Source organism: Streptomyces sp. CA-251387, from assembly GCF_050936625.1.
In the GTDB taxonomy this organism is placed as follows: Bacteria; Actinomycetota; Actinomycetes; order Streptomycetales; family Streptomycetaceae; genus Streptomyces.
This window is the reverse complement of the sequence record NZ_JBNJMJ010000001.1, coordinates 2,708,640-2,730,430: the sequence shown is the minus strand read 5'-3', so window position 1 is coordinate 2,730,430 and position 21,791 is coordinate 2,708,640. Positions and strand designations below refer to the sequence as shown.

Annotated in this window: 21 protein-coding genes; 5 read left to right on the top strand and 16 right to left on the bottom strand. The window is 68.2% G+C overall.

Annotation, left to right across the window (positions count from 1 at the left end; genetic code table 11):
- Window position 1 precedes the first annotated feature (1 nt).
- Window positions 2-817 carry a hypothetical protein gene (locus ACQEV2_RS12215; RefSeq protein ID WP_433039372.1) on the top strand — a complete coding sequence of 272 codons (816 nt, stop codon included), beginning with the start codon at window positions 2-4 and terminating at the stop codon, window positions 815-817.
- Window positions 818-1,069: 252 nt separating this feature from the next.
- On the opposite strand, the gene ACQEV2_RS12210 is transcribed toward ACQEV2_RS12215, so the two are convergent.
- From ACQEV2_RS12210 to ACQEV2_RS12195, 4 genes are all read right to left on the bottom strand, one after another.
- Window positions 1,070-3,256 (bottom strand): AAA family ATPase, encoded by a 2,187-nt coding sequence (locus ACQEV2_RS12210; protein WP_433039371.1) that lies wholly within the window; start codon window positions 3,254-3,256, stop codon window positions 1,070-1,072.
- Between the two features lie 262 nt (window positions 3,257-3,518).
- Window positions 3,519-3,839, bottom strand: a complete 321-nt coding sequence (locus ACQEV2_RS12205) for a hypothetical protein (RefSeq protein ID WP_433039370.1) — start codon at window positions 3,837-3,839, stop codon at window positions 3,519-3,521.
- A 123-nt stretch (window positions 3,840-3,962) separates the two neighbouring features.
- Window positions 3,963-4,835 carry a hypothetical protein gene (locus ACQEV2_RS12200; protein WP_433039369.1) on the bottom strand — a complete coding sequence of 291 codons (873 nt, stop codon included), beginning with the start codon at window positions 4,833-4,835 and terminating at the stop codon, window positions 3,963-3,965.
- On the bottom strand, window positions 4,832-5,050 hold the full coding sequence (locus ACQEV2_RS12195) for a hypothetical protein (protein ID WP_433039368.1): 219 nt from the start codon (window positions 5,048-5,050) through the stop codon (window positions 4,832-4,834). The genes ACQEV2_RS12200 and ACQEV2_RS12195 overlap by 4 nt, the downstream gene beginning before the upstream one ends.
- Here ACQEV2_RS12195 and ACQEV2_RS12190 point away from each other — a divergent pair.
- Complete coding sequence (locus ACQEV2_RS12190) at window positions 5,043-5,567, top strand: hypothetical protein (protein WP_433039367.1); 525 nt, start codon at window positions 5,043-5,045, stop codon at window positions 5,565-5,567. The two genes, ACQEV2_RS12195 and ACQEV2_RS12190, sit on opposite strands and share 8 nt — an antisense overlap.
- On the opposite strand, the gene ACQEV2_RS12185 is transcribed toward ACQEV2_RS12190, so the two are convergent.
- The 3 genes from ACQEV2_RS12185 to ACQEV2_RS12175 all read right to left on the bottom strand — a co-directional run bounded on the left by ACQEV2_RS12185 (window position 5,546) and on the right by ACQEV2_RS12175 (window position 8,628).
- On the bottom strand, window positions 5,546-6,124 hold the full coding sequence (locus ACQEV2_RS12185; protein WP_433039366.1) for a helix-turn-helix domain-containing protein: 579 nt from the start codon (window positions 6,122-6,124) through the stop codon (window positions 5,546-5,548). The genes ACQEV2_RS12190 and ACQEV2_RS12185 overlap by 22 nt on opposite strands.
- A complete protein-coding gene (locus ACQEV2_RS12180) occupies window positions 6,121-7,440 on the bottom strand; it encodes a helix-turn-helix domain-containing protein (RefSeq protein ID WP_433039365.1) in 1,320 nt (439 codons plus the stop codon). Before ACQEV2_RS12180 ends, ACQEV2_RS12185 begins: the two co-directional genes overlap by 4 nt.
- Window positions 7,441-8,151: 711 nt before the next feature.
- Complete coding sequence (locus tag ACQEV2_RS12175; RefSeq protein ID WP_433039364.1) at window positions 8,152-8,628, bottom strand: ATP-binding protein; 477 nt, start codon at window positions 8,626-8,628, stop codon at window positions 8,152-8,154.
- A gap of 483 nt (window positions 8,629-9,111) precedes the next feature.
- Between ACQEV2_RS12175 and ACQEV2_RS12170 the strand changes: the two genes are divergently transcribed.
- Both ACQEV2_RS12170 and ACQEV2_RS12165 read left to right on the top strand, forming a co-directional pair.
- Entirely contained in the window at window positions 9,112-10,197 is a 1,086-nt protein-coding gene (locus ACQEV2_RS12170) for a hypothetical protein (protein WP_433039363.1), read from the top strand.
- A complete protein-coding gene (locus tag ACQEV2_RS12165; protein ID WP_433039362.1) occupies window positions 10,197-10,748 on the top strand; it encodes a GNAT family N-acetyltransferase in 552 nt (183 codons plus the stop codon). The genes ACQEV2_RS12170 and ACQEV2_RS12165 overlap by 1 nt, the downstream gene beginning before the upstream one ends.
- A gap of 41 nt (window positions 10,749-10,789) precedes the next feature.
- Here the strand turns inward: ACQEV2_RS12165 and ACQEV2_RS12160 are convergent, their stop codons facing one another.
- Window positions 10,790-12,682 (bottom strand): DNA/RNA helicase domain-containing protein, encoded by a 1,893-nt coding sequence (locus ACQEV2_RS12160; RefSeq protein ID WP_433039361.1) that lies wholly within the window; start codon window positions 12,680-12,682, stop codon window positions 10,790-10,792.
- 292 nt (window positions 12,683-12,974) lie between these two features.
- Here ACQEV2_RS12160 and ACQEV2_RS12155 point away from each other — a divergent pair, with 292 nt between their 5' ends.
- Window positions 12,975-13,199: a cold shock domain-containing protein gene (locus ACQEV2_RS12155; RefSeq protein WP_433039360.1), complete on the top strand. Its 225-nt coding sequence runs from the start codon at window positions 12,975-12,977 to the stop codon at window positions 13,197-13,199.
- A 46-nt stretch (window positions 13,200-13,245) separates the two neighbouring features.
- On the opposite strand, the gene ACQEV2_RS12150 is transcribed toward ACQEV2_RS12155, so the two are convergent.
- The 8 genes from ACQEV2_RS12150 to ACQEV2_RS12115 are packed head-to-tail and all read right to left on the bottom strand — an operon-like array spanning window position 13,246 to window position 21,791.
- On the bottom strand, window positions 13,246-14,022 hold the full coding sequence (locus tag ACQEV2_RS12150) for a hypothetical protein (protein WP_433039359.1): 777 nt from the start codon (window positions 14,020-14,022) through the stop codon (window positions 13,246-13,248).
- Between the two features lie 41 nt (window positions 14,023-14,063).
- A complete protein-coding gene (locus ACQEV2_RS12145; protein ID WP_433054382.1) occupies window positions 14,064-14,540 on the bottom strand; it encodes a hypothetical protein in 477 nt (158 codons plus the stop codon).
- A 20-nt stretch (window positions 14,541-14,560) separates the two neighbouring features.
- Window positions 14,561-15,838: an MCE family protein gene (locus ACQEV2_RS12140; RefSeq protein WP_433039358.1), complete on the bottom strand. Its 1,278-nt coding sequence runs from the start codon at window positions 15,836-15,838 to the stop codon at window positions 14,561-14,563.
- On the bottom strand, window positions 15,835-17,175 hold the full coding sequence (locus ACQEV2_RS12135) for an MCE family protein (protein ID WP_433039357.1): 1,341 nt from the start codon (window positions 17,173-17,175) through the stop codon (window positions 15,835-15,837). The genes ACQEV2_RS12140 and ACQEV2_RS12135 overlap by 4 nt, the downstream gene beginning before the upstream one ends.
- Entirely contained in the window at window positions 17,172-18,323 is a 1,152-nt protein-coding gene (locus ACQEV2_RS12130) for an MCE family protein (RefSeq protein WP_433039356.1), read from the bottom strand. Before ACQEV2_RS12130 ends, ACQEV2_RS12135 begins: the two co-directional genes overlap by 4 nt.
- The gene (locus tag ACQEV2_RS12125) at window positions 18,320-19,477 is read right to left on the bottom strand and encodes an MCE family protein (protein ID WP_433039355.1); all 1,158 of its coding nucleotides are present in this window, start codon (window positions 19,475-19,477) and stop codon (window positions 18,320-18,322) included. Before ACQEV2_RS12125 ends, ACQEV2_RS12130 begins: the two co-directional genes overlap by 4 nt.
- The gene (locus tag ACQEV2_RS12120; RefSeq protein ID WP_433039354.1) at window positions 19,474-20,532 is read right to left on the bottom strand and encodes an MCE family protein; all 1,059 of its coding nucleotides are present in this window, start codon (window positions 20,530-20,532) and stop codon (window positions 19,474-19,476) included. Before ACQEV2_RS12120 ends, ACQEV2_RS12125 begins: the two co-directional genes overlap by 4 nt.
- Window positions 20,529-21,791: an MCE family protein gene (locus ACQEV2_RS12115; RefSeq protein WP_433039353.1), complete on the bottom strand. Its 1,263-nt coding sequence runs from the start codon at window positions 21,789-21,791 to the stop codon at window positions 20,529-20,531. The genes ACQEV2_RS12120 and ACQEV2_RS12115 overlap by 4 nt, the downstream gene beginning before the upstream one ends.

The following is a 21,791-nucleotide window of genomic DNA, read 5'->3' as shown; positions in this document are numbered from 1 at the left end:
CATGGACAACTACGACGACAGCACCCTCGAAGAACTCGCCGCCATGGTCTGCGGTGACGAGCCGGGCATGAAACGCCGAGCGGGCTGGGAACTCGCTCCATTCCTCCGCCGGGCCGGCTGGGAAGACGTCCCCGACCACGACGGCAGCCCGCGCCACCACTGGGTACACACCATCCTGCGCGAACGCCAGGAAGACCAGGCAGGAGACACCGAGCGCGTCATCCTGCGCTTGGCCGACCGACGGGAATACCAACAACAACCCGCCGACTACGACGCCGTCATCCAGCGCCTCCAAGAAGTCCTCGCCCTCGAAGCCCGCCGCATCGACTACCGCAAAGGGCAGCCGTTCCTCATCGAGTACGACCCCGACGAACCCCCTCGCCCGCAGCGCGTAGAGCTGAAGGTGGCCATCACAGACATCGTCTCCGATCCCGACCTGGCCCGCGCCGTTCAGCTTCGCCTGGACGAAGCCCGCATCTGCCAAGAACACGGCGCCTACACCTCCGCCGTCATCATGCTCGGGAGCCTCCTCGAAGGCGTCCTCGTCCACGCCGCCGACGTCAGAAACGCAACCGTGCCGCTGACCCGACCCGCCCGCGACACCCGGCTGCAGGAGCTCATTCAGCACGCCCACACCAACCGGTGGATCGACCAAGACGCAAAGATGGCCTCGGACCTGCTACGGATCTACCGCAACCTGGTCCACCCCCTCGCGGAGAAACGAGCCAAACACAGCGCAGACTTCGACACAGCCGACCTCTGCTGGTCCACAGTCAACGCTGTGCTCAACGACCTGGCGGCAAGCAACCCTCAGTAAGCGTCGGTAATGGCGTTGACGGGTCTGACCGGTTATAACAATTCTCTACACCCGTCAACGTCGCGCTGCTGAGGCTCACCTCATCGATTGCGGGCGCAGACTGATCGCAAACTCCCCTTGGCGCCCTGGCGCAGGTAGACCCAACTTCCCTGCCAGACACAGGAGATGGTCATGCGGCGAGCGCCCTTGGAGTAGGTGCCAGGGCGTTCTGAGATTCCTCATGACGGCGCACACAACCGAGAATCGTCTGCGTCATTCAACTGCAGATGCTTCCCCGAATTCAGCCTGCGATCCCTCTGCTCCAGCCTGCTCGGGAATATCAACCGGGGACGGTCCCAGAGATGCTGCTCCGAAGAATGCCTCGAAGATGAGGTCGAACTCGCAAGCCGCGGAGTCCTTAAAGACAGGCAGGCCGCGGATGGCTTCCGCAGTGGTGTACCGCTCGCAGAACGTGCGCGCCCGATCGTTCTTATTGTTCGATTCGTTCGTCTGCAAGTCGGGATAGTAAGCCTCGATGGCCCCACGCTCCCACACGTAGATGTCCTCGTGACGGAGCATTCGCAGCAGATCCAGCTTCATCTTTTCTAGCTCAGGGTCGCTGGCTTCCTCCAGGATCCTGCGCGCCGATCCTGAAGCGGAGCGGGCGAAGAAGGCATCTACGGCGGCGTTCAGCTCATCGAATCCGCATAGTCCTTGGGCGTGCTGCTCGCTCTTTATCTGGGCCTGTCGCCACAGTTCCCGTGCGCTGCCACTGGTTCGGATGCTCTTGAGCGTCCTGTTGGAAACGTCCGATTCTTCCTCCTCCACCAACTCCGTGACCCGGCAGACGATCCGATCACGCAGTTCATGGCACTTTCTGCTGGCACCCAGCTTGTCGAATCCGTCAAGTACGGCGTCCAGGTCAGCAATGACTGCGACCCGCATCTCGAAACGCTGGAAGAACTTGCGGTACCGCTCGATGCTTCCCTTTCCCTCTACCTTGGCGATTGCGGCACCGTGCTTTTCGAAGTCCCACTGAGGGTTGAGGGTGCGCGCGATATGGGGAATGAGAGTTCGGTCGCTGGGACCCTCCACGAGGAGAACGGAGTTGGCGAAGAAGGCGGCCTCGTTGTTCTCGTACGTGATGATCTCGAACTGGTCCCGGGCGTTCATGTCGGACAGATCAATCACACAGGTCCGGCTGGCCGGCGGTTCCAGGGTGTGGTCCTTGACGACCTTCACGAAAGTACCTGTTGCCCCGGGGGCGCAGAACGAAGACGAGTGAGTGCTGACCAGGACGTCGTTGTAGTGCGAGAAGATCGTCAGGGCTTCAAAAAGCTTGCGCTGTGCCTGCGGGTGGAGGAAGACCTCCGGCTCTTCGAACAAGAGCAGACAGGGCTGCTGGGCGCTGTCGGGCTGCGAAGGCCGTGCAGTTTTGAGGTCCACATATGTACGCAGGATCGCGAACGCCACTGACCTGCGCAGACCGTCACCCTTGGTCTTGAACGGGCCACTGATGCCATCGTTGATGGCGATCTGGGCCTCTTCCAGCAAGCTGCGCAGCCGGGGTGGGGGAATCTCTAGACGCACGCTTGCGCGAGGGAAAGACTCTTGGAGGTTCTGCTGGATCAATGTCTCGATCTGGCGCACTTCCGGCAGCCGCCGGTCCGACTCGCTGCCGTCCTCTTCTGCCACCACATTGAGCTGGTTCCGCAGTTGGTCGAAAGAGGCTTCCAGCTCAGGGAGTTGATGCTCGATGTCTTCGAACAGAAGGGACAGGAGTCGACCGAAGGTCGCCGATGACGTCGTCTTGAGATCGTCGTTCAGCTCTTTCACGGCTGGGATGTAGATTGGCTCCGGCAGCAGCGGAGCCACCGACTTATCCAGACCGGTCATCAGGGGATCGTCGCCCGTGCTGTAAGCGTCTTCCGGAAGCGCGGCAACGAGTTCCGCCCACTCTCGCTTCACGGCGACACGCGTGACCTTCCCGGACAGCTTGTCGAAGATCTCCGGGTAGACGCCTCGAACGTTTGCCTCCAGCTCCTCGGTAGAGATCCTGGGGCGAAGGACCTCCTCAAGAGCTGGTTTCCGGAAACGGGCATCGCTGGGCACCTTCTTGACCACCCACATGGAGCCCTTTCCTGGACCGGTATAAGTCCGGGCCAAGGTGAGGCGGCCGTCGCTCACTTCTGGCTCGATACGTGAGCGGTGGCTCTCCTCCAGGCGCTGAAGGTCAGCCTCGCGAATTTCGGTGAAGGTGAGCTGGATGCGAACAGGTCGCGCGGGATCGAGAAAGTCGCCCTCCGTGACGGCGGCTGAGCGCAAGAAGATGTTGAGGGCCTGGAATACAGACGACTTCCCCGCATTGTTCTCGCCGATCAGACAACCAAAGCGGGAGAGGCGGATGTCAACCCGGCTGAGCCCCCGAAAGTTGTCGATCTTGATGTGTGCGAGGCGCATGGTGCTCCAGAAGACTGTCGGACTGAACCGACATCGTAGAGGCCCATGTGACCTCGACGTGGAAGTTCGGACACCGTGAGGGCAAGGTCCTGCCGTGAGTTGACGCAGCACAAGATGCAAGGGCCGTCGAACAGGCGCAGGAGGAGAGGAGCGTCGACGCGTCGACAAGTTGGGGCGGACCGTAACTGCCGACGCGGCGATGTTGATGGCCCGAGGTCCGCCAGCGGGTCCCGCATCGATCGGTGTGTCGGGCCTACGCAAATCAGTGCGAGCGGTCTCCGTTGTCCTGAGGCGAGGCGAGGTCTGGCGGATAGCCGTGGGCGCGGAGATAGGCATCCAGCGCGTAGGCCACGACGTCGCCGTGCTGCACGCCGTGGTCGGCGTGGTAACGGCGGATGCGGCGCTGGATTTGGAGGGCGTCAGGGACGGCGTAGTTGAGCTGACCGCGCTTGACGTTGCGGTTGCTGATGACTGCGAGCGTATCGGGGTGAGGAGCAAGCGGATCATCGGAGGGCTTGGACTGTGCTTCGAGTGCGTCGGCCAAATCACGCAACCGACGGGCGTGGTGAGAGAGGTCGGGCACGAAGTTGCTCCGGTCGGTCCGGATAGGCGGCTAGTTAGCCTCCTATGGGGCTATAGGAATAGTCGGCAGAGGGTGGCCGCGCACTCGGCGAGTTGGCGGCCACCCCATCTGTCGCATGGTGTGTCAGAACCCGCGGGTGGTGAGCCACTCGTCCAGTGCGACCGAGACAATGTCACCGATCGGCAGGTGGTCGAGTTCGTTGTCCAGCGCGAATCGCTTGATCCGCTTCTTCAGCTTCATTGCGGCGGGGACCGAGGAGTCGAGGCTCTCGCGCGTGATGATGCGTTGGTTGAGAACGGCGGCAGTCTCGGGAATGCCCTGAGGCTGGCCCGGTCCCTGAGCCCATGGGGTTCCCTGGCTCGGTGTTGCCTCCGCCCGCGTGCGCTGCTCCTGGTGAGACACCGGAACATCGCTCCTCACCGGAAAGGCCGTCCCGCCCGGGGCCGGAGAAACGGTTGGCCGTACGGCCACCTCGGTGGTGGGGGACACCCCTGCGGTCGGGGAGGTGGCTTGAGCCGGACCGGCCTGCGCAACCTGCTCGACCAGTGGCGCTGCCTGAGCCGCCGGTGCCGCGGGCTCGGCAGCCTGGGCCGCGAACTGCTCGTGACCCTGCGTGGAATGCCCGAAGGGAACTGACTGCACCGCGGCATCTGCCGCGGCCGGACCAGCCGGCTGGGCGGCCCAAGCCTGGCCGGGGCCGCTCGGTGCGACGTCGGCAGTTGGTGGGGCTTGGGGCTGCGGCCTCACGGAAACCATCTCGGTCGGGTCGCCCTGCGCCGCAGTCTCCACAGGGACCGGGGAAGGGGACGGGGCCTCGAACTCACCCGTAGCGGGACGGCCTTCGCCTTTCGCGACGGCCTGTTCGGCGGCGTACTGCTCGGGCGTGAGCTCGGCGGTCGGCGGAGGGGGCGGCGGGGTCGTCTTTCTGGCCCCGCCCAGGGCGCGCCCGCCGGTGCGGCTGGCGGGAGGCTTCGGCCTCTCGTTCTTCTCGCTCATGCCTCGGTCAGCTCCTTCATCAGGTTGGCGTACTCGCTCAGTTCGGTCGGGATCTCGCCGAAGGCCTCCATGTAGTGCACCCAGGAGTGGATGGTGGTGTCGGCGAGGGGGAAGGGTTCGTCGCGGTCCGGGCCGATGCCCTCGCCCTGGGCGGGGTCGAGGAGCTGGTCCATCGCGCGGCTGGGCAGGCTGGTGCGGTCGTCGGCCTTGACCATGACGACGTGGGCGGTGACGTCGTGGCGGTTGCGGGCGGCGGCGCGCTCGGCCTCGTCGAAGGTGGCTACGAGCTTGCGGCGCTCGATCTTGGTGGGGGGCGACTGGCACGATCAGCCGGTTCGCTTCGGTGACAGCCTCGTGGAAGAGGCGGGCGCTGCCGCCGCCTGCGTCGACCACGATCGCGCCGAACTCGGACCGCTTCTCACGGATGTACTCGGCGATGTCGTCGAACGGGTACCGCTCGACCACCAGGTTCTCGGGGATCTCGAAGCCCTCGGCCTGGGCGACCTTGAACCAGTCGTAGGCGGACTGGCTGGTGGCGTCGGCGTCCAGCAGCAGTGTCGGCAGGTCGAGGACAACGGCGTAGTAGAGGGCGATGAACCAGGCCGAGGTAGTCTTGCCGGTGCCGCCCTTGAGCATGCCGACAACGATCACGAAGGCGTCCCAGGCGCGGGCTGTGGCCGCCTCCAGGGTCTTGGTACGAGTGTTCTCACTCACGGGTGCTTGATCTCCTGAAACTGGAAGGTGCGTTGTCGTATGTGCGCGGGCCGCATGCGGGTGCCCGCTTGGTGCAGGAGCCGGTACACGGTGGCGACCGAGTAGTTGGACTCCTTGGCGAGGTCCGGGACCGTGGCGCCAGCCTCATAGCGCGCTCGCAGGGACAGCGCGAGCTTCTGCCGGTCAGCAGCCCGAGCTGCGGCGCGCATCCGCAGCGTCTGCTGCGTGGTGCGCACGCTGCCGCCGGCCTCGATCAGCAGACGCCGGGCAGCACGCTTCGTACCTTCCGCAGCCGCGGCAAGCTCGGTAAGGGTCGCGCCGTGCTCCTCGTACAAGGTGCGAAGATGCGCTGCGAGGCGTTGGCGTGCCTGAGGGTCCTGGCGCATGCGACGGGTCTGCCACGACGTGCGTATCACGGTCCCGGCATCGTGCAGCCGGTTGAGAACCGTGCCGTACGACAGGCCGCTGCTGGCCACGAGTTCGTCGACCGTGGCGCCGGACTCGTACTGCTTGCGCAGGTCCTCGGGCGTCACCGTCTCGCTCGCATCGGAGGTGACCGGGGGCTCTGGGTTCATGCGACGGACTCCCATTCGCTGAGGGCTTCGGCATGGGCGGCGGCCAGCTCGTCGTAACTGCGCTGGTCGGCAGGGGCGATGAGGATGAGCCGTCCATCGGTGGCGATCCGCCAGCCAGGAGCGGCGCAACCGGTGACCGGGTCGAGGACGCACCCACCGGGGGCGTGCCACGCAGACGGGATCTCGTCGGGGCGGGGTGCCGGGACGAGGACCTGGCGGCCGTCGCGGACGATCAACACGGCCTTGCTGCGGTGCTCCGACAGCCGCCCCAGCGCCTCCCGGTACGCCGACCGTTCGGCAGCGTGCAACGCCTTACGCTGGGCCGCGACGCCCGCGGTGCCGTACTGCCGGGCGACCGCGTCCCAGCCCTGTGCCGGGTGCGCGGTAGTGCCGGGAACCGCATCCGGCAGGCTGGTACCGAAGCCCTCCAGCGCGCGAGGCGTGAGGCTCCAGGTCTCTCCGCTGTGGTGCACGAGGCCGTGGTCGGCCAGGCGACGCAAGGTCCGGTAGGCGGTGGCCCGGGACACCGAGGCCGAGCCGACGAGCTCGCCAATGGTCTGGGCGGGTCGGGCGTGCAGCGCGCCGATGATCATGAGGGCGGAGCTGCCGAGGCCGTGGTGGGCGAAGGTGTCGTGGCCCATCAGGCGGCTGATGACGGTGGAGTCGATGTCGGCCGCCGCCCGTGTCTCAGGGGTGGGCCACTCCTCAAGTGCCGGGTCGGGGGGGTACTGAGTGGTCCGGAAACGAGACAGCGAAGCGGGGGCGTTGCCGTCGGCGAGGTACCAGGTGGAGCCCTCCCGGCCATGGCCGACTCGCAGGCGGCGCAGCCAACCCTGTGGCTTGAGGACCGTCTCGTAGACGACCCGAAGGGTCGTCCGGGATATCCCGGCTTCCTCGGCGGTCTGCCGCTCACTGGCGTGGTGCAGGGGCCCGCCGGCGATCTCGGCGAAGGTCAGGTGCGCCCGCAACACGCGCAGTGCGGTCCGCCCCCGCTCCCCGCGCCAGGGCGTCGTCTCGATCCGATCCCGCAGCGCGGCGAGAACCTCGTGCGCCTGCTGACGCGACTCCAGGACCCGCGTGCTGGCGACCGCGGCCGAGGCGCTGGCCCACACCCGGCGGATGTAGTCCAGGGCACGCGCCTGCCCGGAGCGCAGCGCGATGTGCTGGACGTGCCGACCACCCTCGTGGTCGGGGTGCCGCAGCAGCCGGGTCAGCTCGTCGATGGTGCCGCCGGCGCGGGCGACGTGGCAGGCAATGGCCGCGGTGATCCGGTGGCCGTGCTCGGCCGCGCCCTGACGGTCTGGGCGCGGGACCACGGTTCGGCCGTCGGAGCCGAGCCTGCTGTAGCTTCCCGCCGCGTAGCGGCCGGTGAGGTCTCCGAGCAGGACAAGGTCAGCCGCGGCTCGGGGCAGCCGGTGAAGTCCCAGTCGCTCGCTCGGGTGAAATGTCCGTCGGGATGGGTCTGCCTGATGGGTGTGGTGTGGCACTGTGGGGTCGTCTCGCAAGGACGTGGACGCCACCCAGGCCCGCTAAAACCACGGGTGGTGTCCGGAACCGACCTCCAATCGGTGCCAAGCGAAGCCTCCAGGATGGCCGTCCTGGAGGCCTTCGTATGCCTGGCTCCTCGGCGGAGGCAGGCGTCCCCATCGCGGCTCGACCGAGATCGACTCGGAGCGCCGCCAGAGGAGTCCTGACTGTCCGGCACCGCCCCGACCTCGGCCGACTCGGAACCAAAAACAGAGGGCGATTGCCTCTGACTGGCTCCGAGCAGCTCGGGTCGAATCGGGGTCGAATCAGAGCGGTTTCCTCTGACTGCCTCCGGTCGCCTCTGCAACCCGCCCTAGCAGGTCACAGCCGGTCCGATCCCGCAAAGTCGCAGGTCAGAAAGGTGCTCCAGGAATACCCGGCGTACAGCCCGACTCGTCTGCTGATCCCGCTACGACCAGGGAAACATCCTGGCCGCGGCGGGATTTTCTGTGTCCGGATGCAAGTGCCCGGCGGGCGGCGGGGAAGGTCCCGCCGTCGCCTCACGGGTGGGCGATCCCGCGCTCCCCGGCTTCGGGCGCACGGACTTCCGGCTCCATGCAGTCGCCCTCGGGCTTGCTGGTGCGCAGTTCAGCCCACACGCGTTTGCCCCAGTGCATGCGGTCGCTACCCCATCGGTCGGCGATGCTGTCGACCAGGGCCAAGCCGCGCCCCCCGACGGCATCCGGCGGGGCGTCCATGAGGTCCGGCATGGTGCGTGACCGGTCGGTCACGGCCAGGCGCACCCGGTCGGGCGCGGGGCGGGTGACGATCGCCCGGCACGCGGGGGAGCCGCTGTGCCGGACGGCGTTGGTGACCAACTCGGACATGATCAGCGTCCCGTCGTCGTCGAGGTGGTCAAGACCCCACGTCGCTAAGGCGGTTCGTACGAGGCGGCGGGCCGTACTCACGCTGGTCTCGCTGCACGGCAGCGTCTCGGAGTAGCCGGGAAAGCCGGTAGGACGGGCGGAAGCGGTCATGAGCATCGTCGTCCCCTCAGCTCCTGCTGGGCTCTCGGCCACGGAGCGGCGGGGACGTGCAGGCGGTTGGACGCATGGGGGGCTTCCCTTCGGTGGTGCGGTCGCGTGAGGGGACGCGCATCGGATCGTCGCAACGAGAAAACTCCCGTGTGCAAAGCGTCACCGGACTTCTCGCCGGACTTCCGGCGGACTTTTTTCAGGGCACCGGACTTTTCCCGTCAGGTGAGGCGACTACCGTCGGCAGGGGAGGCACCTTCGGCTACGGGGAGGCGCGAGGTGGACGAGACGTTGACCTCTTTCGCGCGTGCATGCATCGAGCGCGGATGGAGCAAACCGTCGCAGTTCATCCCGGCTTTCCAGGCGACCGCCGAACTGGTCGGGGAACATGTGACCCTCACTGACCGTCAGTTCCGGCGGTGGAGGCGGCCGAAGCCGCCCAGACCGCATCCCCCGGCTTGGCGGGTGTTGCACGCGATGTTCGGCATGGACCCTGTCGAGCTCGGATTTCCGGGGCCGGGCCCCAGCACGACGGCGGGCGCGTTCCGTGCGCCGCCGGAAGAGGTGACCGTGGACCGCAGGACGTTCGTCGCCGATTCCCTCGGCGTCGCCGCCGGGTTGGCGATGGGATCTCGGGAGAGCACTGGCATTCCCGAAGCCGTGGGCACCGCTCACCTTCTCGAACTCCGGGAGGGCCTGCGGTCTCTGTACACCCTCGACGACGCCTACGGCGGCGGAGACGTCCGTTCCCTCGCCGTCCGGCATCTGCGGCGTGTCCGCCGCATCATCAACACCAGCAGCTTCCCGGACACCATCGGCCGTCAGCTCCAAAACCTCGTGGGCGAGACGGCCGAGCACTGCGCGTGGCTGTACTACGACGCCGACGACCAGGACACTGCCCGTGCCTACTGGGGTGAGGCCCTGACGACGGCCACCATGCTCCATGACGCCGGTCTTCAGGTCCTGGTCATGGTGTCGCTGAGTATGCAGGCCAGCTACGAGGGTCGCCCTCGCGACGGGTATGACCTCGCCCGCGCCGCCCACCAACTCGCGGTCCCGTTCGGCTCTCCCGTGCTGTTGTCGCTCATCGCCGCCCGCGAAGCCCGCGCCCTGTCCCTGATGCAGGACCAGAGCAGCGCCCGCAAGAAGCTTGCCGAGTCCATGCGCATGGTCGAACGTTCCGAACGCGGACGGCCCGCACCGGACTGGGCCGCGTTCCACGGCCACGCCGAACTGGACTACGCCCAAGGTCTGCTCTATTCGGAGGCCGGGCACCACAAGGCCGCGGTCCCCTTCCTGCGGGCAGCACTCGCCCACCAAGACCGTTCGTACGGGCGCAACCTGGCCCTGTACCGCATCACCCTCGCCCGAGGACTCGTCCAGGCCGGCGAGGTCGACGAAGGCGCCGCCGAAGCGGTCGGCAGCCTCACCCACCTCGAAGAAGTCGAGTCCGGCCGCGTGACCCGCCGCATCACCGAGGTACGTGACCTGCTGTCCACCGTCGATACGACCAGTGCCCGCGACGCAGCTGAGCAACTGACCCAGTACACCCAGCAGAAGGGAACCGGCTGATGGCCGAGGTGACGTACGAGCGGCACGACGGGCCGGAAGCGGCCGGGCAACTCGACGCCTTCCTCCCGGCGTACGAAGAGGTCTACGCCGAACCGCCGTACTGCGAAGGACCCCGTGACGTCGCCGAGTTCATCGACCACTACCTGACCCAGACCCAGCGTCCTGGCTTCCGTCTCGTCCTCGCCCGCGACGCCGGCGAAGTCGTCGGATTCAGCTTCGGCTACTACCTCGCCCCTGACACCCGCTGGTGGCAGAACCTCCAGGACGTCGACCTCCCGGACGACTTCACCCGCGAGACGGGCGAGCGGACCTTCGCCATCATCGAACTCGCCGTACGCAAGCCGTGGCGCCGCCAGGGTCTCGCCGCCGCGTTGCACACACGGCTCCTCGAGGGCTTGGACGTCGAGCGGGTCACCCTGACGATGCGACCTGAACCCGAGGCCGCCCCGGCGCAATCGGCTTATGCAGCATGGGGCTATCGGAAGGTCGGCGTCTCCCACCCGTGGGAGGGGGCGCCGTATTACGACTGCATGGTGCGCGAGCTTCGTTGAAGCGGGGCGGGCTCGCATGCTCCGAACCCGCCCACGGAGGACTACACGAGGGCTGGTGCCTCGACCCCGGATGCCGGTTGGATGAGGGATCGCAGTTTCTCGCGGGTCTCCGGATCCGTCGAGTAGACGATCGTGCCGACCATGCCGCGGGTCAGCAGCACTTTGTACGTGTTGCGGATGAGTCGGTTGATGTCGTCGTCGGATGTTGCCTTGGTGAAGGACGGGTCCTTCGAGGCCGAGCGGTCCACGATCCAGCGGTCCGTCCGCCACACCAAGTCCGGTCCGATGATCACGCCCGACCAGTCGTACTCGAAGCCCTGGGCGGTGTAGACGCAGCCGACCTGGGTGAAACCGGCCGGGTCCGTGGCCCAGAGGGGCGCGGGTGGGGCGCCGAGTACGGATCTGTCTCCGTAGACGTTCCAGGGGCGGGCCCAGTCGCCGATGACGACGTCGGTGGGGAGCGTCGTCATGTCCGGGGTGATCTTCGTGGTCCACTTCCAGCAGTAGCCGGCCGACATCCGTGCGCCGTAGCCTTCCGCGCGGCGGGCGATGAGGAAGTCCTCCAGCTCGTGGGGGGATTCCGCGATCAGCAGCTGGAACTTGCCGTCCGGCTCCCACTGATGGGGTGTGCCGCCGTCCAGGCCCAGCAGGTCGATGACCCACTTCTCGTAGGCTTCACTGCCGCCGCATCGGAACTGGCCGTCCAGCGCCACCACCGTGCAGTCCAGGTTTTGCGCAGCGGCGGCCCGCTGAATCGCCTCCTTGGTGCCCATCTCGCCGGGGCGCACCACCTGGTGCTGGTCGAGGAGGAATACCGGTACTCGGGCCGCGTCCAGTAGCTCCGCCACCTGGGGGCGGCCGGTGCGCAGCTCCGCTTTCGTGTAGCGGTTGGCGGAGGTCTTCCGAAGGCGGTGGGCCTCGTCGCAGATCAGTACGTCGAGGTCGTTCGGCTCGGCGTCCATGAAGCTGTTGAAGTACTTGAACAGCTGTTGGACCTCACGCTTCCGGTTGCCGGCGACCTTCCGCATCGTCTTGGTGAAGGATTGCGAACCGGTCGCGTGGAGAGTGGGCACCCCGCGTCGGTACAACTCGCCCAGCAGCGACATCGCGACCACGCTCTTGCCGGAGCCCGGGCCGCCGGTCACCACGATCACTTGCTTGTGGTTGGACCGCCTGGCCTTGCGTACGGCGGACATCACCTTCTCGTAGGCGACCCGCTGCTCGGCGAGGAGCACGAACTGTTCACGGTCGCGGATCTCGGCCGCCGCTACGGACATCAGCTGCTTCGACGGCCGTACCTTGGCGTCGAGCAGTACGTCCGCTGCCTGCGCGCCGGGTTCGGCGGCGAGCCGCGAGCGCAGGAAGTCGAGGAAAGCGCCGCGCTGTTCGCCGGTGTACATCCGGCCGTGCTGGTCCTCCTTGACGCCGCGCAGCCCTGCGACCCCGAATTCGGTCGCGTTGTGGAGGAATGCCACACCGGCCAGGGACTTGGGTATCCGTTCCAACGCCCCGTTGAACGACAGCAGGTACTCGCAGTAACCCCGCACCTGCTCGATGGGGTTCAGCACGGGCTGTGCGTAGGAGTCGATCCGGCACAGCAGTGGTTCGTCTTCCTCCGGGTAGGCCGTGCTCCACTGCTTGAGTTCCACTACGACGTACGACGGTTCGCCGGTGGTGGGGTGAACGCCGGCCAGTATGGCGTCGGCGCGCTTGCTGGTGAGGGGCAGACTGTATTCGAGGAGGACCTCGACGGCGTCGAGCTCGGCCTCCATGAGTGCGTTGACGAGCGCCGGCAGGCTGCGTTCCCAGGACCGTATCTCCGCCTGCGCGGGCTTCCGGCCGTGCTGGTGACGGAAGTTCTCGGTCAGATGCAGAGCCAGCGACCCTTCGAGGATGCGGGCGGCCACGGACGCCGCGGACTCACGGAACAGCAAGAAAATGCCCCCAGGCAGCACGAAGAAGACTCGTGCGGGTGGGGGCATGTCCTCCGGTGTCCGCCGGCAGGCGGATCAGGAAGCCCGTCGGGCCGCTGAGATGGTGCTCGCCATCCTAGGCGAGCCTGCCGATCAAGAGGAGGGGACGGGGAGGGGACGGCGAGGGGACGGGGTCAGTCGGGCGGTGCGGTGGGACGCGGGGGTTGGGCGGCCGGGTCAGCGCCGCCATTGGATGCCCTGGCACGGAGGCTGCTCGAACACCGCGGCACCGACAGACCCGTAGGGTTTCCCCATGGTGACTGCGACGGTCCGTGAGTGGCATGACGAAGAAGGGTGGGGCGTGCTCGACTGCCCCGAGACTCCCGGTGGCTGCTGGGGCCACTACTCCGACATCCAGATGGACGGGTTCCACGTGCTGTCGGCCGGGCAGACAGTCGACCTCGTCTGGGAAGCCCCCGGCTTCAAGCAGGACGGGTACGACTACCGCGCGGTGAGCATCGTGCCCCGGACTGCCTGATGTCTGATGTCCGCACCTGAAGGCTGGGCCCGGGGCGCCACGGCCGTCAGAGCGCGTCCACCGCGCTCACCTTCCAGCCCTCGTCCGTGCCGGTCATCGTCAACCGCACCCGGTTCAGATCCACCCGCGACCCCGATACCTGCGTGCTCTCCGTGACCTGGTTGACGAAGAGCAGCACCACGACCTTCTCCGGGGAGGCCGAGACGACGGAGGCGGCCGGGGTTCCGCCGGCGGCCGGGGCTGCGATCGTTGCCTTCACCACGCCGTGGTACTTCGTGGCCGTCGGGCCGACCACCGTCTTTGTCGTCTTGCTGTACTCCTCTTGGAAGTCGCCTGTCAGGTGGGCGCGGGCCCGGGTGAAGTCCCGGTCCAGGTGGCGGTAGTCGTACGACAGGACGACCGGTGCCGCCTTCTGCGCCGCTGCCAGCGCCTCGGTGCGGGCGGTTTCCGTCTTCCGAGCGTCCCAGGATTTCCAACCCAGTACGGCAGCTGCGACCAGAGCCGCAACGAGCAGGACTCCGAGCAGCGCCGTGAGCAGCCTTCGGCGGCCAGGGGTGGACCGTTCCTCCGGTGCGTCGTCCTCCTCGAAAGCCTCCGGGGACGGCTCCGGTGGGTCCTGCCAGCCGTCCTTCGGGGCCTCGATCAGTACCGTGCGGCCTGCGGGCGGGTGCTCGGCGCCGGCGCCGAGCGCCTCGTCGGTGGCCGGCGCCGAGTCGGCGTCTCGGTGGCCGCGTTCCGCGCGCTTGGCTGCTGCGCGGGCGGCTGCGGTCATGGTGCGCCGGGTGGTGGGGCCGGGGGCGCGGCCGGTGGTCGTCTTCGGCATGGTCGTACTCCTCAATGATCCGTGCTGGCTCGTGGCGTCCGTCAGCCGACGAACTCGACGTCCGACGTCAGCCAGCGGCCGTCCTTGTGGACCAGGTCCAGCTGGAGGCGGTATGTGCGCGCCTCCCCCTGCGGCACCGCCGTGTTCGTCACCTTGCTGTCGGCCACCACGAGCACCCGCGCCGAGTCCTCGTCGGCGCGGACGATGCCCGCCTCCAGGACCTGGCCCTCCGACACCGACTTGTTCTGGGCCACCAGCTGCGTCAGCTGCTTCGTCTGTGCCGCGAACTGCTTCTTGAAGTCGCCGGTCGCGCCCGACAGGACGTTCGCGCTGTCGCGGTCGTAGTGCCGGTAGTCGAGGGAGGTGAAGTTCAGCGCTGACTGGCGGGCCGCGGCCAGGATGTCCTGGCGGCGCTGCTCCGCCTCGCGGTGTTCGAGGAGGCCGAACGTGAGCCAGATCGTCACTGCGGTGGTCAGGACCGTCGCCGCCACGAGTCCGGCCGTCACCATCCCCGTCATCATCCTAGGTCGCCTCAGCTTCATGCCATGGGGCCAACGAGCAGCCATTGCCACGACTCCTTTCCGAACACGGCCCGCTGGCCGCCCGTCGAGCCGATCTCGACGTTCCTGCCGTCCGGAGCGACGGTGGTGCCGGTCTCCGGGTCGTACGGGGTGACGAATGCGGCCTGGTTCGCGCCGCCGTAACCACCAGAAGCCCCCGGCGCGTTCTGCGCGCCCCGCACCGACGACTCGCTGCCGCGCGGCAGCGTGCAGCGGGCCTGCGTGTTCGCCTCGCGCGTGCTGGTGTCCGCCGGGTCTCGGCGTGCCGTGCCGTATCCCTGCTTGCAGGCCGGGGGGTCGTCGGCGTTCAGCACCATGCCGAAGTGGGTCGTGCCGTCGCCCGGGATCACCGTGTAGCTGCCCGCCACCATCACCGGGAAGGTGACCAGGGCCTGTTCCACGCCGGGCAGCCGCGCAAGCGTCACCTGGCCGCCGCTGATCAGGTTCGCCAGCAGGACCGACAGCTCCGGGCCTGTCGACTTCAGCAGCGAGTTCACCTCCTGCGCCGCCGGCCGGGCATTCCCGATCAGCTTGCGCAGGTCCCCGTCGCTCTCCTTCAACTGGGCCGACAGCAGCGCCAGGTCACGCGCGAAGGACTTGATCGACGAGCCCTGGTCCGCCTGTGTCTTCAGTACCGTCCGCGAGTCCTCGATCAGCTTGATCGTCTCCGGCAGTGCCTCCGACGCCGACTCGACCAGGTCGTTCCCCGAGTCCACCAGGCGGCTCAGGTTCGGGCCGGTTCCGGCGAAGGCCTCGCCCAACTCGTCGATCGTCACCTGGAGGTCCTTCTTGTCGACCGAGTTGACCAGGCGGTCGAGGGACAGAACCAGGTCTGTCGTCGGCAGCGGTACGCGGGTGTTCCGGCGCGGGATGTCGCTGCCGTCCAGCAGGTACGGGCCGTGGGACGTGCGCGGCTGCAGGTCGACGTACTGCTCGCCCACCGCCGAGCGGTTCGCCACGACGGCGAGCGTGTCCGCGGGGATGCGAGGCGCGCCGTCCTCGATGTCCAGGGACACCGAGACACCGTCGCCGCCCGTCAGGTGCAGCGCGCCCACCTTCCCCACCGGCACCCCGCGGTACGTCACCTCCGCGCCGGGGAACACGCCCCCGGAGTCGGGGAAGTCCGCGCGGACCGTGTAGCCGCGGTCCAGGACGTCGTCCACCAAACCCGTGTACTCGGCGCCCACGTACGACACGCCCACGGCGGTGATCGTGGCGAAGGCCAGCAGCTGGACCTTGACCGTACGGGTGATCACGGCTGGACCCCCTTCAGCATCAGCTCGGCGAGTTCGAGGTTGATCCCCTCGGGCCAGTCGCCCCCGGCGACGTAGCCGGCCGTGCACATCGGCGGGCACAGCAGGTCACCCCCGCCCGCGGACGGGGCCGAGGGCGACGACGGCGACGACGGCGCGCTCGGGCCGTTCGGGAGCGCCGTGGGTGTCGGTACGCCCGGCAGCTCCGGGAGATCCGGTACGTCCGGGAGGTCGGGGGTCTCGGGGAGCTCGGGGCCCGGAGTGTCTCCGTCGCCGCCCCCGTCCCCGTCACCCGGCTTCTTCGTCAAGTTGCCGTAGATGCCCGCCAGATCGAGGTCCGCGGTGATGTGGAGGTTCACATAGTCGCCCTTGATCGCGTCCACCGCGTTGCGCGGGAACGGGTAAGTCGTCAGCAGCTCAAGGGAGTTGGGCAGGTCGTCGCCCGCCTTGTTGAGCTGCTGCAGGATCGGGCGGAGCTGCTTGAGGTTGGCGACCGTGTCGTCGTGCGAGGCGTTGATCACCTTGGTGCCCGTCCGGCCCAGGTTCGACAGGGCCGTCAGCATCCTCGTCAGGTCGCGCCGCTGGTCGGCCAGGACCTTGAGGGCCGGGGGCATCTCCTCCACCGCCTCGGCGATGGTCTTCTTCTCCTTGCCGAGGCGTTTGGCCAGGCGGTCCACGGCCTTCAGGGCCCGGACGATGTCCTGCTTCTGCTTGTCCAGGCCGCCCAGGAACGTGTCCAGTTCCTTCAGCAGCGACTTGACCCTGTTCTCCCGGCCCTCCAGCGCCTTGTTCAGCTCCACGGTGATCGTCTTGAGCTGGGCCACCCCGCCGCCGTTGAGCAACGCGGACAGGGCCGACAGCACCTCCTCGATCTCCGGGTTGCGGCCGCTGCGGGACAGGGGGATGACGTCGCCTTCGGCGAGGCGGCCCACCGGCGCCGCGTCCGCGGGCTTCGACAGCGCCACGTACTTCTCGCCGAGCATGCTGGTCTGGCGTAGCTCGGCGATCGCGTTCGCCGGCAGCTTCACCGAGTCGGCGACGCGCAGGTGCACGCGCGCGTGCCAGCCGTCCAGCTCGACCTTCTCGACAGCGCCCACCGTCACGTTGTTGACCTTCACCGCCGACTGCGGCACCAGATCCAGTACGTCACGGAACTCGACGGTGACGTGGTACGCGTTGCCGTCGGAGGCGGCGCCGCCGGGCAGCTGGACGTCGTACCAGCCGTTGAACTCGCAGCCGGTCAGGAGCAGTGAGCCGACTGCCGCCCACGCCGCCACCCCGCCCTTGCGCAGCGCACCCCTTCGCAGCACGCCCCTGAACAGCAGGCTCTCGTCGCTCATGCCCTCGCCCCCAGGATTCCGCCGAGCGTGCGATCGACCGTGCCCGTGACCGCCGCGCCGCCCTCCGGCAGCTCCGGCAGGGAGTCGAACAGCTTCCTCAGCTCGGCGCAGTCGGGGTTCTCGCCGCCCTCGTCGCCCGTCGTCCTCAGTACGGAGCACAGCAGCGAGGCCGGGTCCTGCGCCTGGTCGGCGTTGTTGCGGGTGTCGAGGGTGCCGGCCGACGGGTTGTAGGCGTTGTTCAGGTTCGACATGCCGGTCGGGGCCACCTCCAACAGCTCCTCCAGTGCCGCCCGTTGGGTGACGAGGACCTTGGTCACCTTGCTGAGACCCTCCACGTTCGAGGTCAGCGACTTCTTGTTCTTCTTCACGAAGGCCGACACGTCACCGAGCGCCGTCCCCAGGTTCTTCAACGCCGCCGCCAAGTCCTTGCGCTCGCCCGCGAGTTGCTCGGCGACCTTGGCAAGGCTGCTGTTGAACGACCGCACGCTCTTGTCGTCTGCCGCCAGCGCCGCCGTGAAGACCTGGAGGTTGCGGACCGTGCCGAACAGGTCCGTGCGCCCGTCGGACAGGGTCGTGACCGCCGCCGACAGGTCCTCGACCGTCTGGTGCAGGTTCTTGCCCTGGCCGTCCAGGTTGTCCGCGCTCACGCCGAGCAGCCGGGACAGGGCACCGTCCTTGTTGGCGCCGTCCGGGCCGAGCGCCTCGGCCGTGGTGTGGAGGCTGTCGAAGATGCGGTCGAGTTCGACGGGGACGGCCGTACGCGATTCGGGGATCTCGTCCCCGGTTCGCAGCACCGGGCCGCCCCGGTACACCGGCAGCAGCTGCACGTAACGGTCGCTGACCACCGAGGAGTTGATGATGGCCGCCTGTGCGTCCGCCGGGACCTTGCGGCCGGAGTCGTACTCGAACTCGACCCGCACCCGGCCGCCCTCCGGCGTGATCTCCTTGACCTCGCCGATCCGGACACCGAGGACGCGGACGTCCGAGCCCGGGTAGATGCCGACCGTGCGCGGGAAGTACGCCGTGACGCGGACCGGCTCGGGACGCGGCCACAGGACGTAGGTGAGCCCGGCGATCAGGACCAGGACGGTCAGCAGGGCCGCGCGCTTCCTCCAGCGGGCGCCCACTGCGCCCCAACGGCTGCTCATTGCGCCCCTCCCGTCCGCGTCTGCGGCACCACCGGAGCCGCGACCAGGTTCTGGACGTAGGAGTCGAACCAGCGGCCGTTGCCGAGGGTGTTGGTGAAGAGCCGCACATAGGGCGCGAGGAGCTTGATGCTCCTGTCCAGGCTGGACTGATTCCGTTCGAGCATCTCCACCACGCGGTTCAGGCCCTTGAGAGCGGGCCCGATCTCCTTGTCGTTGTCCTGGACCAGGCCGGAGAGCTGGATGCCGAGCGCGGCGGAGCTCTTCAGCAGTTTGTGGATCGCCTCGCGCCGCTTGCTGATCTCCTTGAACAGCTTGTCGCCGTCCTTGACCAGGGTGGTGAAGTCCGACGACCGGTCGGCCAGGACGTCCGTGACGCCGTTCGCGTGGGCGAGCAGCTCGCGCAGCGCCTTGTCGCGGGAGGCCACCGTCCGGGAGATCTGCGACAGGCCCTTGAGCGACGCCCGTACCTCTTCGGGGGAGTCCTCGAAGGTGGCGGAGATCGTGTTCAGGGCCTTCGCCACGCGGTCGGTGTCGACCTCCTCCGTCGTGGTGGTGAGGTCGCTGAAGGCCTGGACGACGTCGTAGGCGGGGACGGTCCGCTTGAGCGGGATCTGGCTGCCGGGCGCCAACTGGCCGCGCCCCTTGGGGTGCAGGGCCAGGTACTTCGCGCCCAGGATCGTCTTGACCCGGATAGACGCCCCGGTGTCCGTGCCGAAGGCCGGCTCGCCCTTGATCTTGAAGGTGACCTTGACGTGGTCGCCGTCCAGGTCGACCTCCTCCACCTTGCCGACCTTGACCCCGGCGATCCGCACCTCGTCGCCCGGCTTGAGGCCGCCCGCCTCCGCGAAGGCCGCGCTGTACGTCTCGCCGTCGCCGATGACCGGCAGCCGGTCGGCGTTGAAGGCGGCCACCGTCAGCAGTGCGAGGACAGTGAGGCCGACCGCGCCGATGACGACGGGGTTGCGCTCGCGGAAGGGGGAGAGGTGCGGGCGGCGGATGCGGGGGAGCCGGATGCGGGGCGGCGCGACCCGCACCTTGATCAGCGGTTGCCGGCGAGGGCTGCGGCTCGGCAGCAGGCGGACGCGCGGCAACCGCAGCTTCGGCGGTTCCACCCGCACCCTGAACAGCGGCTCCGGACCGTGCTTGCGGCTCATGACCCGCACCTCGCCCTCGCCACGTGCAGATCGGGCGTGAGCACCTGCCGTGACGTCGACTCCGTCTTCGGCAGGACGATCCGGCCGTCGAAGTCACACAGGTAGAAGTTGAACCACGAGCCGTAGGACGCCGTCCCGGTCAGCTCGTTGAGCTTGTTCGGCAGCCGCTTCAGCACGCCCTCCACGGTCTTCTCGTTGTCGTTCAGCGTTCCGGTGAGCTCGGTCAGCTCGGCGATGTCGTCCTTCAGCGGCGGCCGTGCGTCCTTCAGCAGGCCCGAGGTGGCCTCGGTCAGGTCGCCGATGCCCACCAGGGACTGCCCGATGGGCTTGCGGTCGGCGGACAGGCCCGAGATGACCCGGCGCAGCTGCTTGAGCAGGCCGGAGAAGCGGGCGCCGCGCTTGTCCAGCGTCCCGAGCACGGTGTTGAGGTTGTCGATCACCGAGCCGATCAGCTTGTCGCGGCCCGCCAGCGTCGAGGTGAGCGACGCCGTGTGGACGAGGAGGCTGTTGACCGTGCCGCCCTCGCCCTGGAGCGTGCGGATGATCTCCGTGGCGAGCTGGTTGACGTCCTTCGGGCTGAGCGCGGCGAACAGCGGCTTGAAACCGTTCAGCAGGGCGTTCAGGTCCAGCGCCGGCTGCGTGCGGGACAGCGGGATCGTCGCGCCGGGGTGCAGCCGGGTGCCGTCGCCCGTGCCCTCGGTGAGGGCGACGTACCGCTGGCCCACCAGGTTGCGGTACCGGATGACGGCGCCCGTGCCGGTGAGCAGCGGCCGGTCCCGGCTGACCGTGAAGGAGACCTCGGCCAGCGTCCGGTCCTTGATCCGGATGCCCTCGACCTCGCCGACCCGCACTCCGGCCACCCGGATGTCGTCGCCCTTCTCCAGGCCGGTGACGTCGCTGAAGACCGCGCGATAGGTGTCCTTCGGGCTGAAGGAGATGTTCACGATGGTGGCCGCGAGCAGGGCCGTCGCCAGGATCGTCACCAGCGCGAAGAGGCAGAACTTGATCAGCGGCGCGGCGGTCTGCCGGGCGCCCTTGGCTGTCGTACGGCTCATGCCACACTCACCGCCGTCCCGCGCACCAGCGGCCCGAACAGCAGCGTCGTGACCGGCGGCACCTCGTCGGCGGGCACGCCCAGGACCGGGGCCACGAGCGAGCCGACCGCCCGCTGCTCGGCCTCGGTGGCGGAGACGCCGAGCGGGCCGTGGCCCGCGGACGAAACCCCGGACTTCGAACCGTCGTTGAGATGAGCCCCGGGCGCCGGCACCGGAGGATCCGGAAGATCACGGCAGTTGGGCCCCGACCGCTCGCCGTAGCGCGGCTCCTCACCGGGCTCGTATGCCCCCTGCGGCCGTACGACCTCCAGCGTGATGTGCATCTTGCCGCCGGCGAACGCCTCCTCCGATGCCTTCTCCTGCCGGACCAGACCGGCCAGCAGGCACGGGTACTCGGGGGAGTAGCGGGCGAACAGCTCCAGCGTCGGGCGGGAGACCTGGCCGAGGGTGATCAGCCGGCCGCCGTTCGCGTCGAGGAAGTCCTCGGTGGTGCCCGCGACGGTGGCCGTGCTCTTCAGCGCCGCCGCGAGCCGGTCCTTCTGCTCGACGAGCGTGCGGCTGGTGGTGATGGAGTTGCGCAGGATGTCCATCAGGTCGGGCGCCGCGTCGCCGTAGATCTCGGCGACCTCGGCGAAGCGGGCGATGTTCTCGGTGAGGGACGGCAGATGGGGGTTGAGGCGGCGCAGGTAGGACTCCAGGCGTGTGAGGTTGTCGCCGATGCGGTCGCCGCGGCCGTCGAGGGCGGTGGCGAACGCGGAGAGCGTGGCGTTGAGCTTGCCGGGCTGGACCGTGCGGAGCAGGGGCATCAGGTCGTTCATCAGCTGCTGGACCTCGATGCCGACGCGGGTGCGGTCCTGGGTGATGACGTCACCGGCGCGGATCGGGCGAGCGGACGAGGACGCGGCGCCGGCGGGCGGGACCAGGTCGACGTACTTCTCGCCGAACAGCGTCTTGGGCAGCAGCCGCGCGTGCACGTCCGACGGGATGTACGCCACGTGCTCCGGCTTGAGCGCGATGTCGAGGCGCGCCTTCGTCCCGTCGGCGTGCACCTCGCGCACCTCGCCGACCAGCAGCCCGCGCAGCTTGACGTCGGCCCGCGGATCGAGCTGGTTGCCGAGGCTGTCGGCCTCCAGCGTGATCCGCACGACCGGTGTGAAGGCCTGCTGGTAGACGGCGACCGACAGCCCCAGCAGCAGTGCGAGTACGGCGAGGAACACCACGCCGTACAACCGCAGTCTCAGCACCCTCGGCACCCTCAT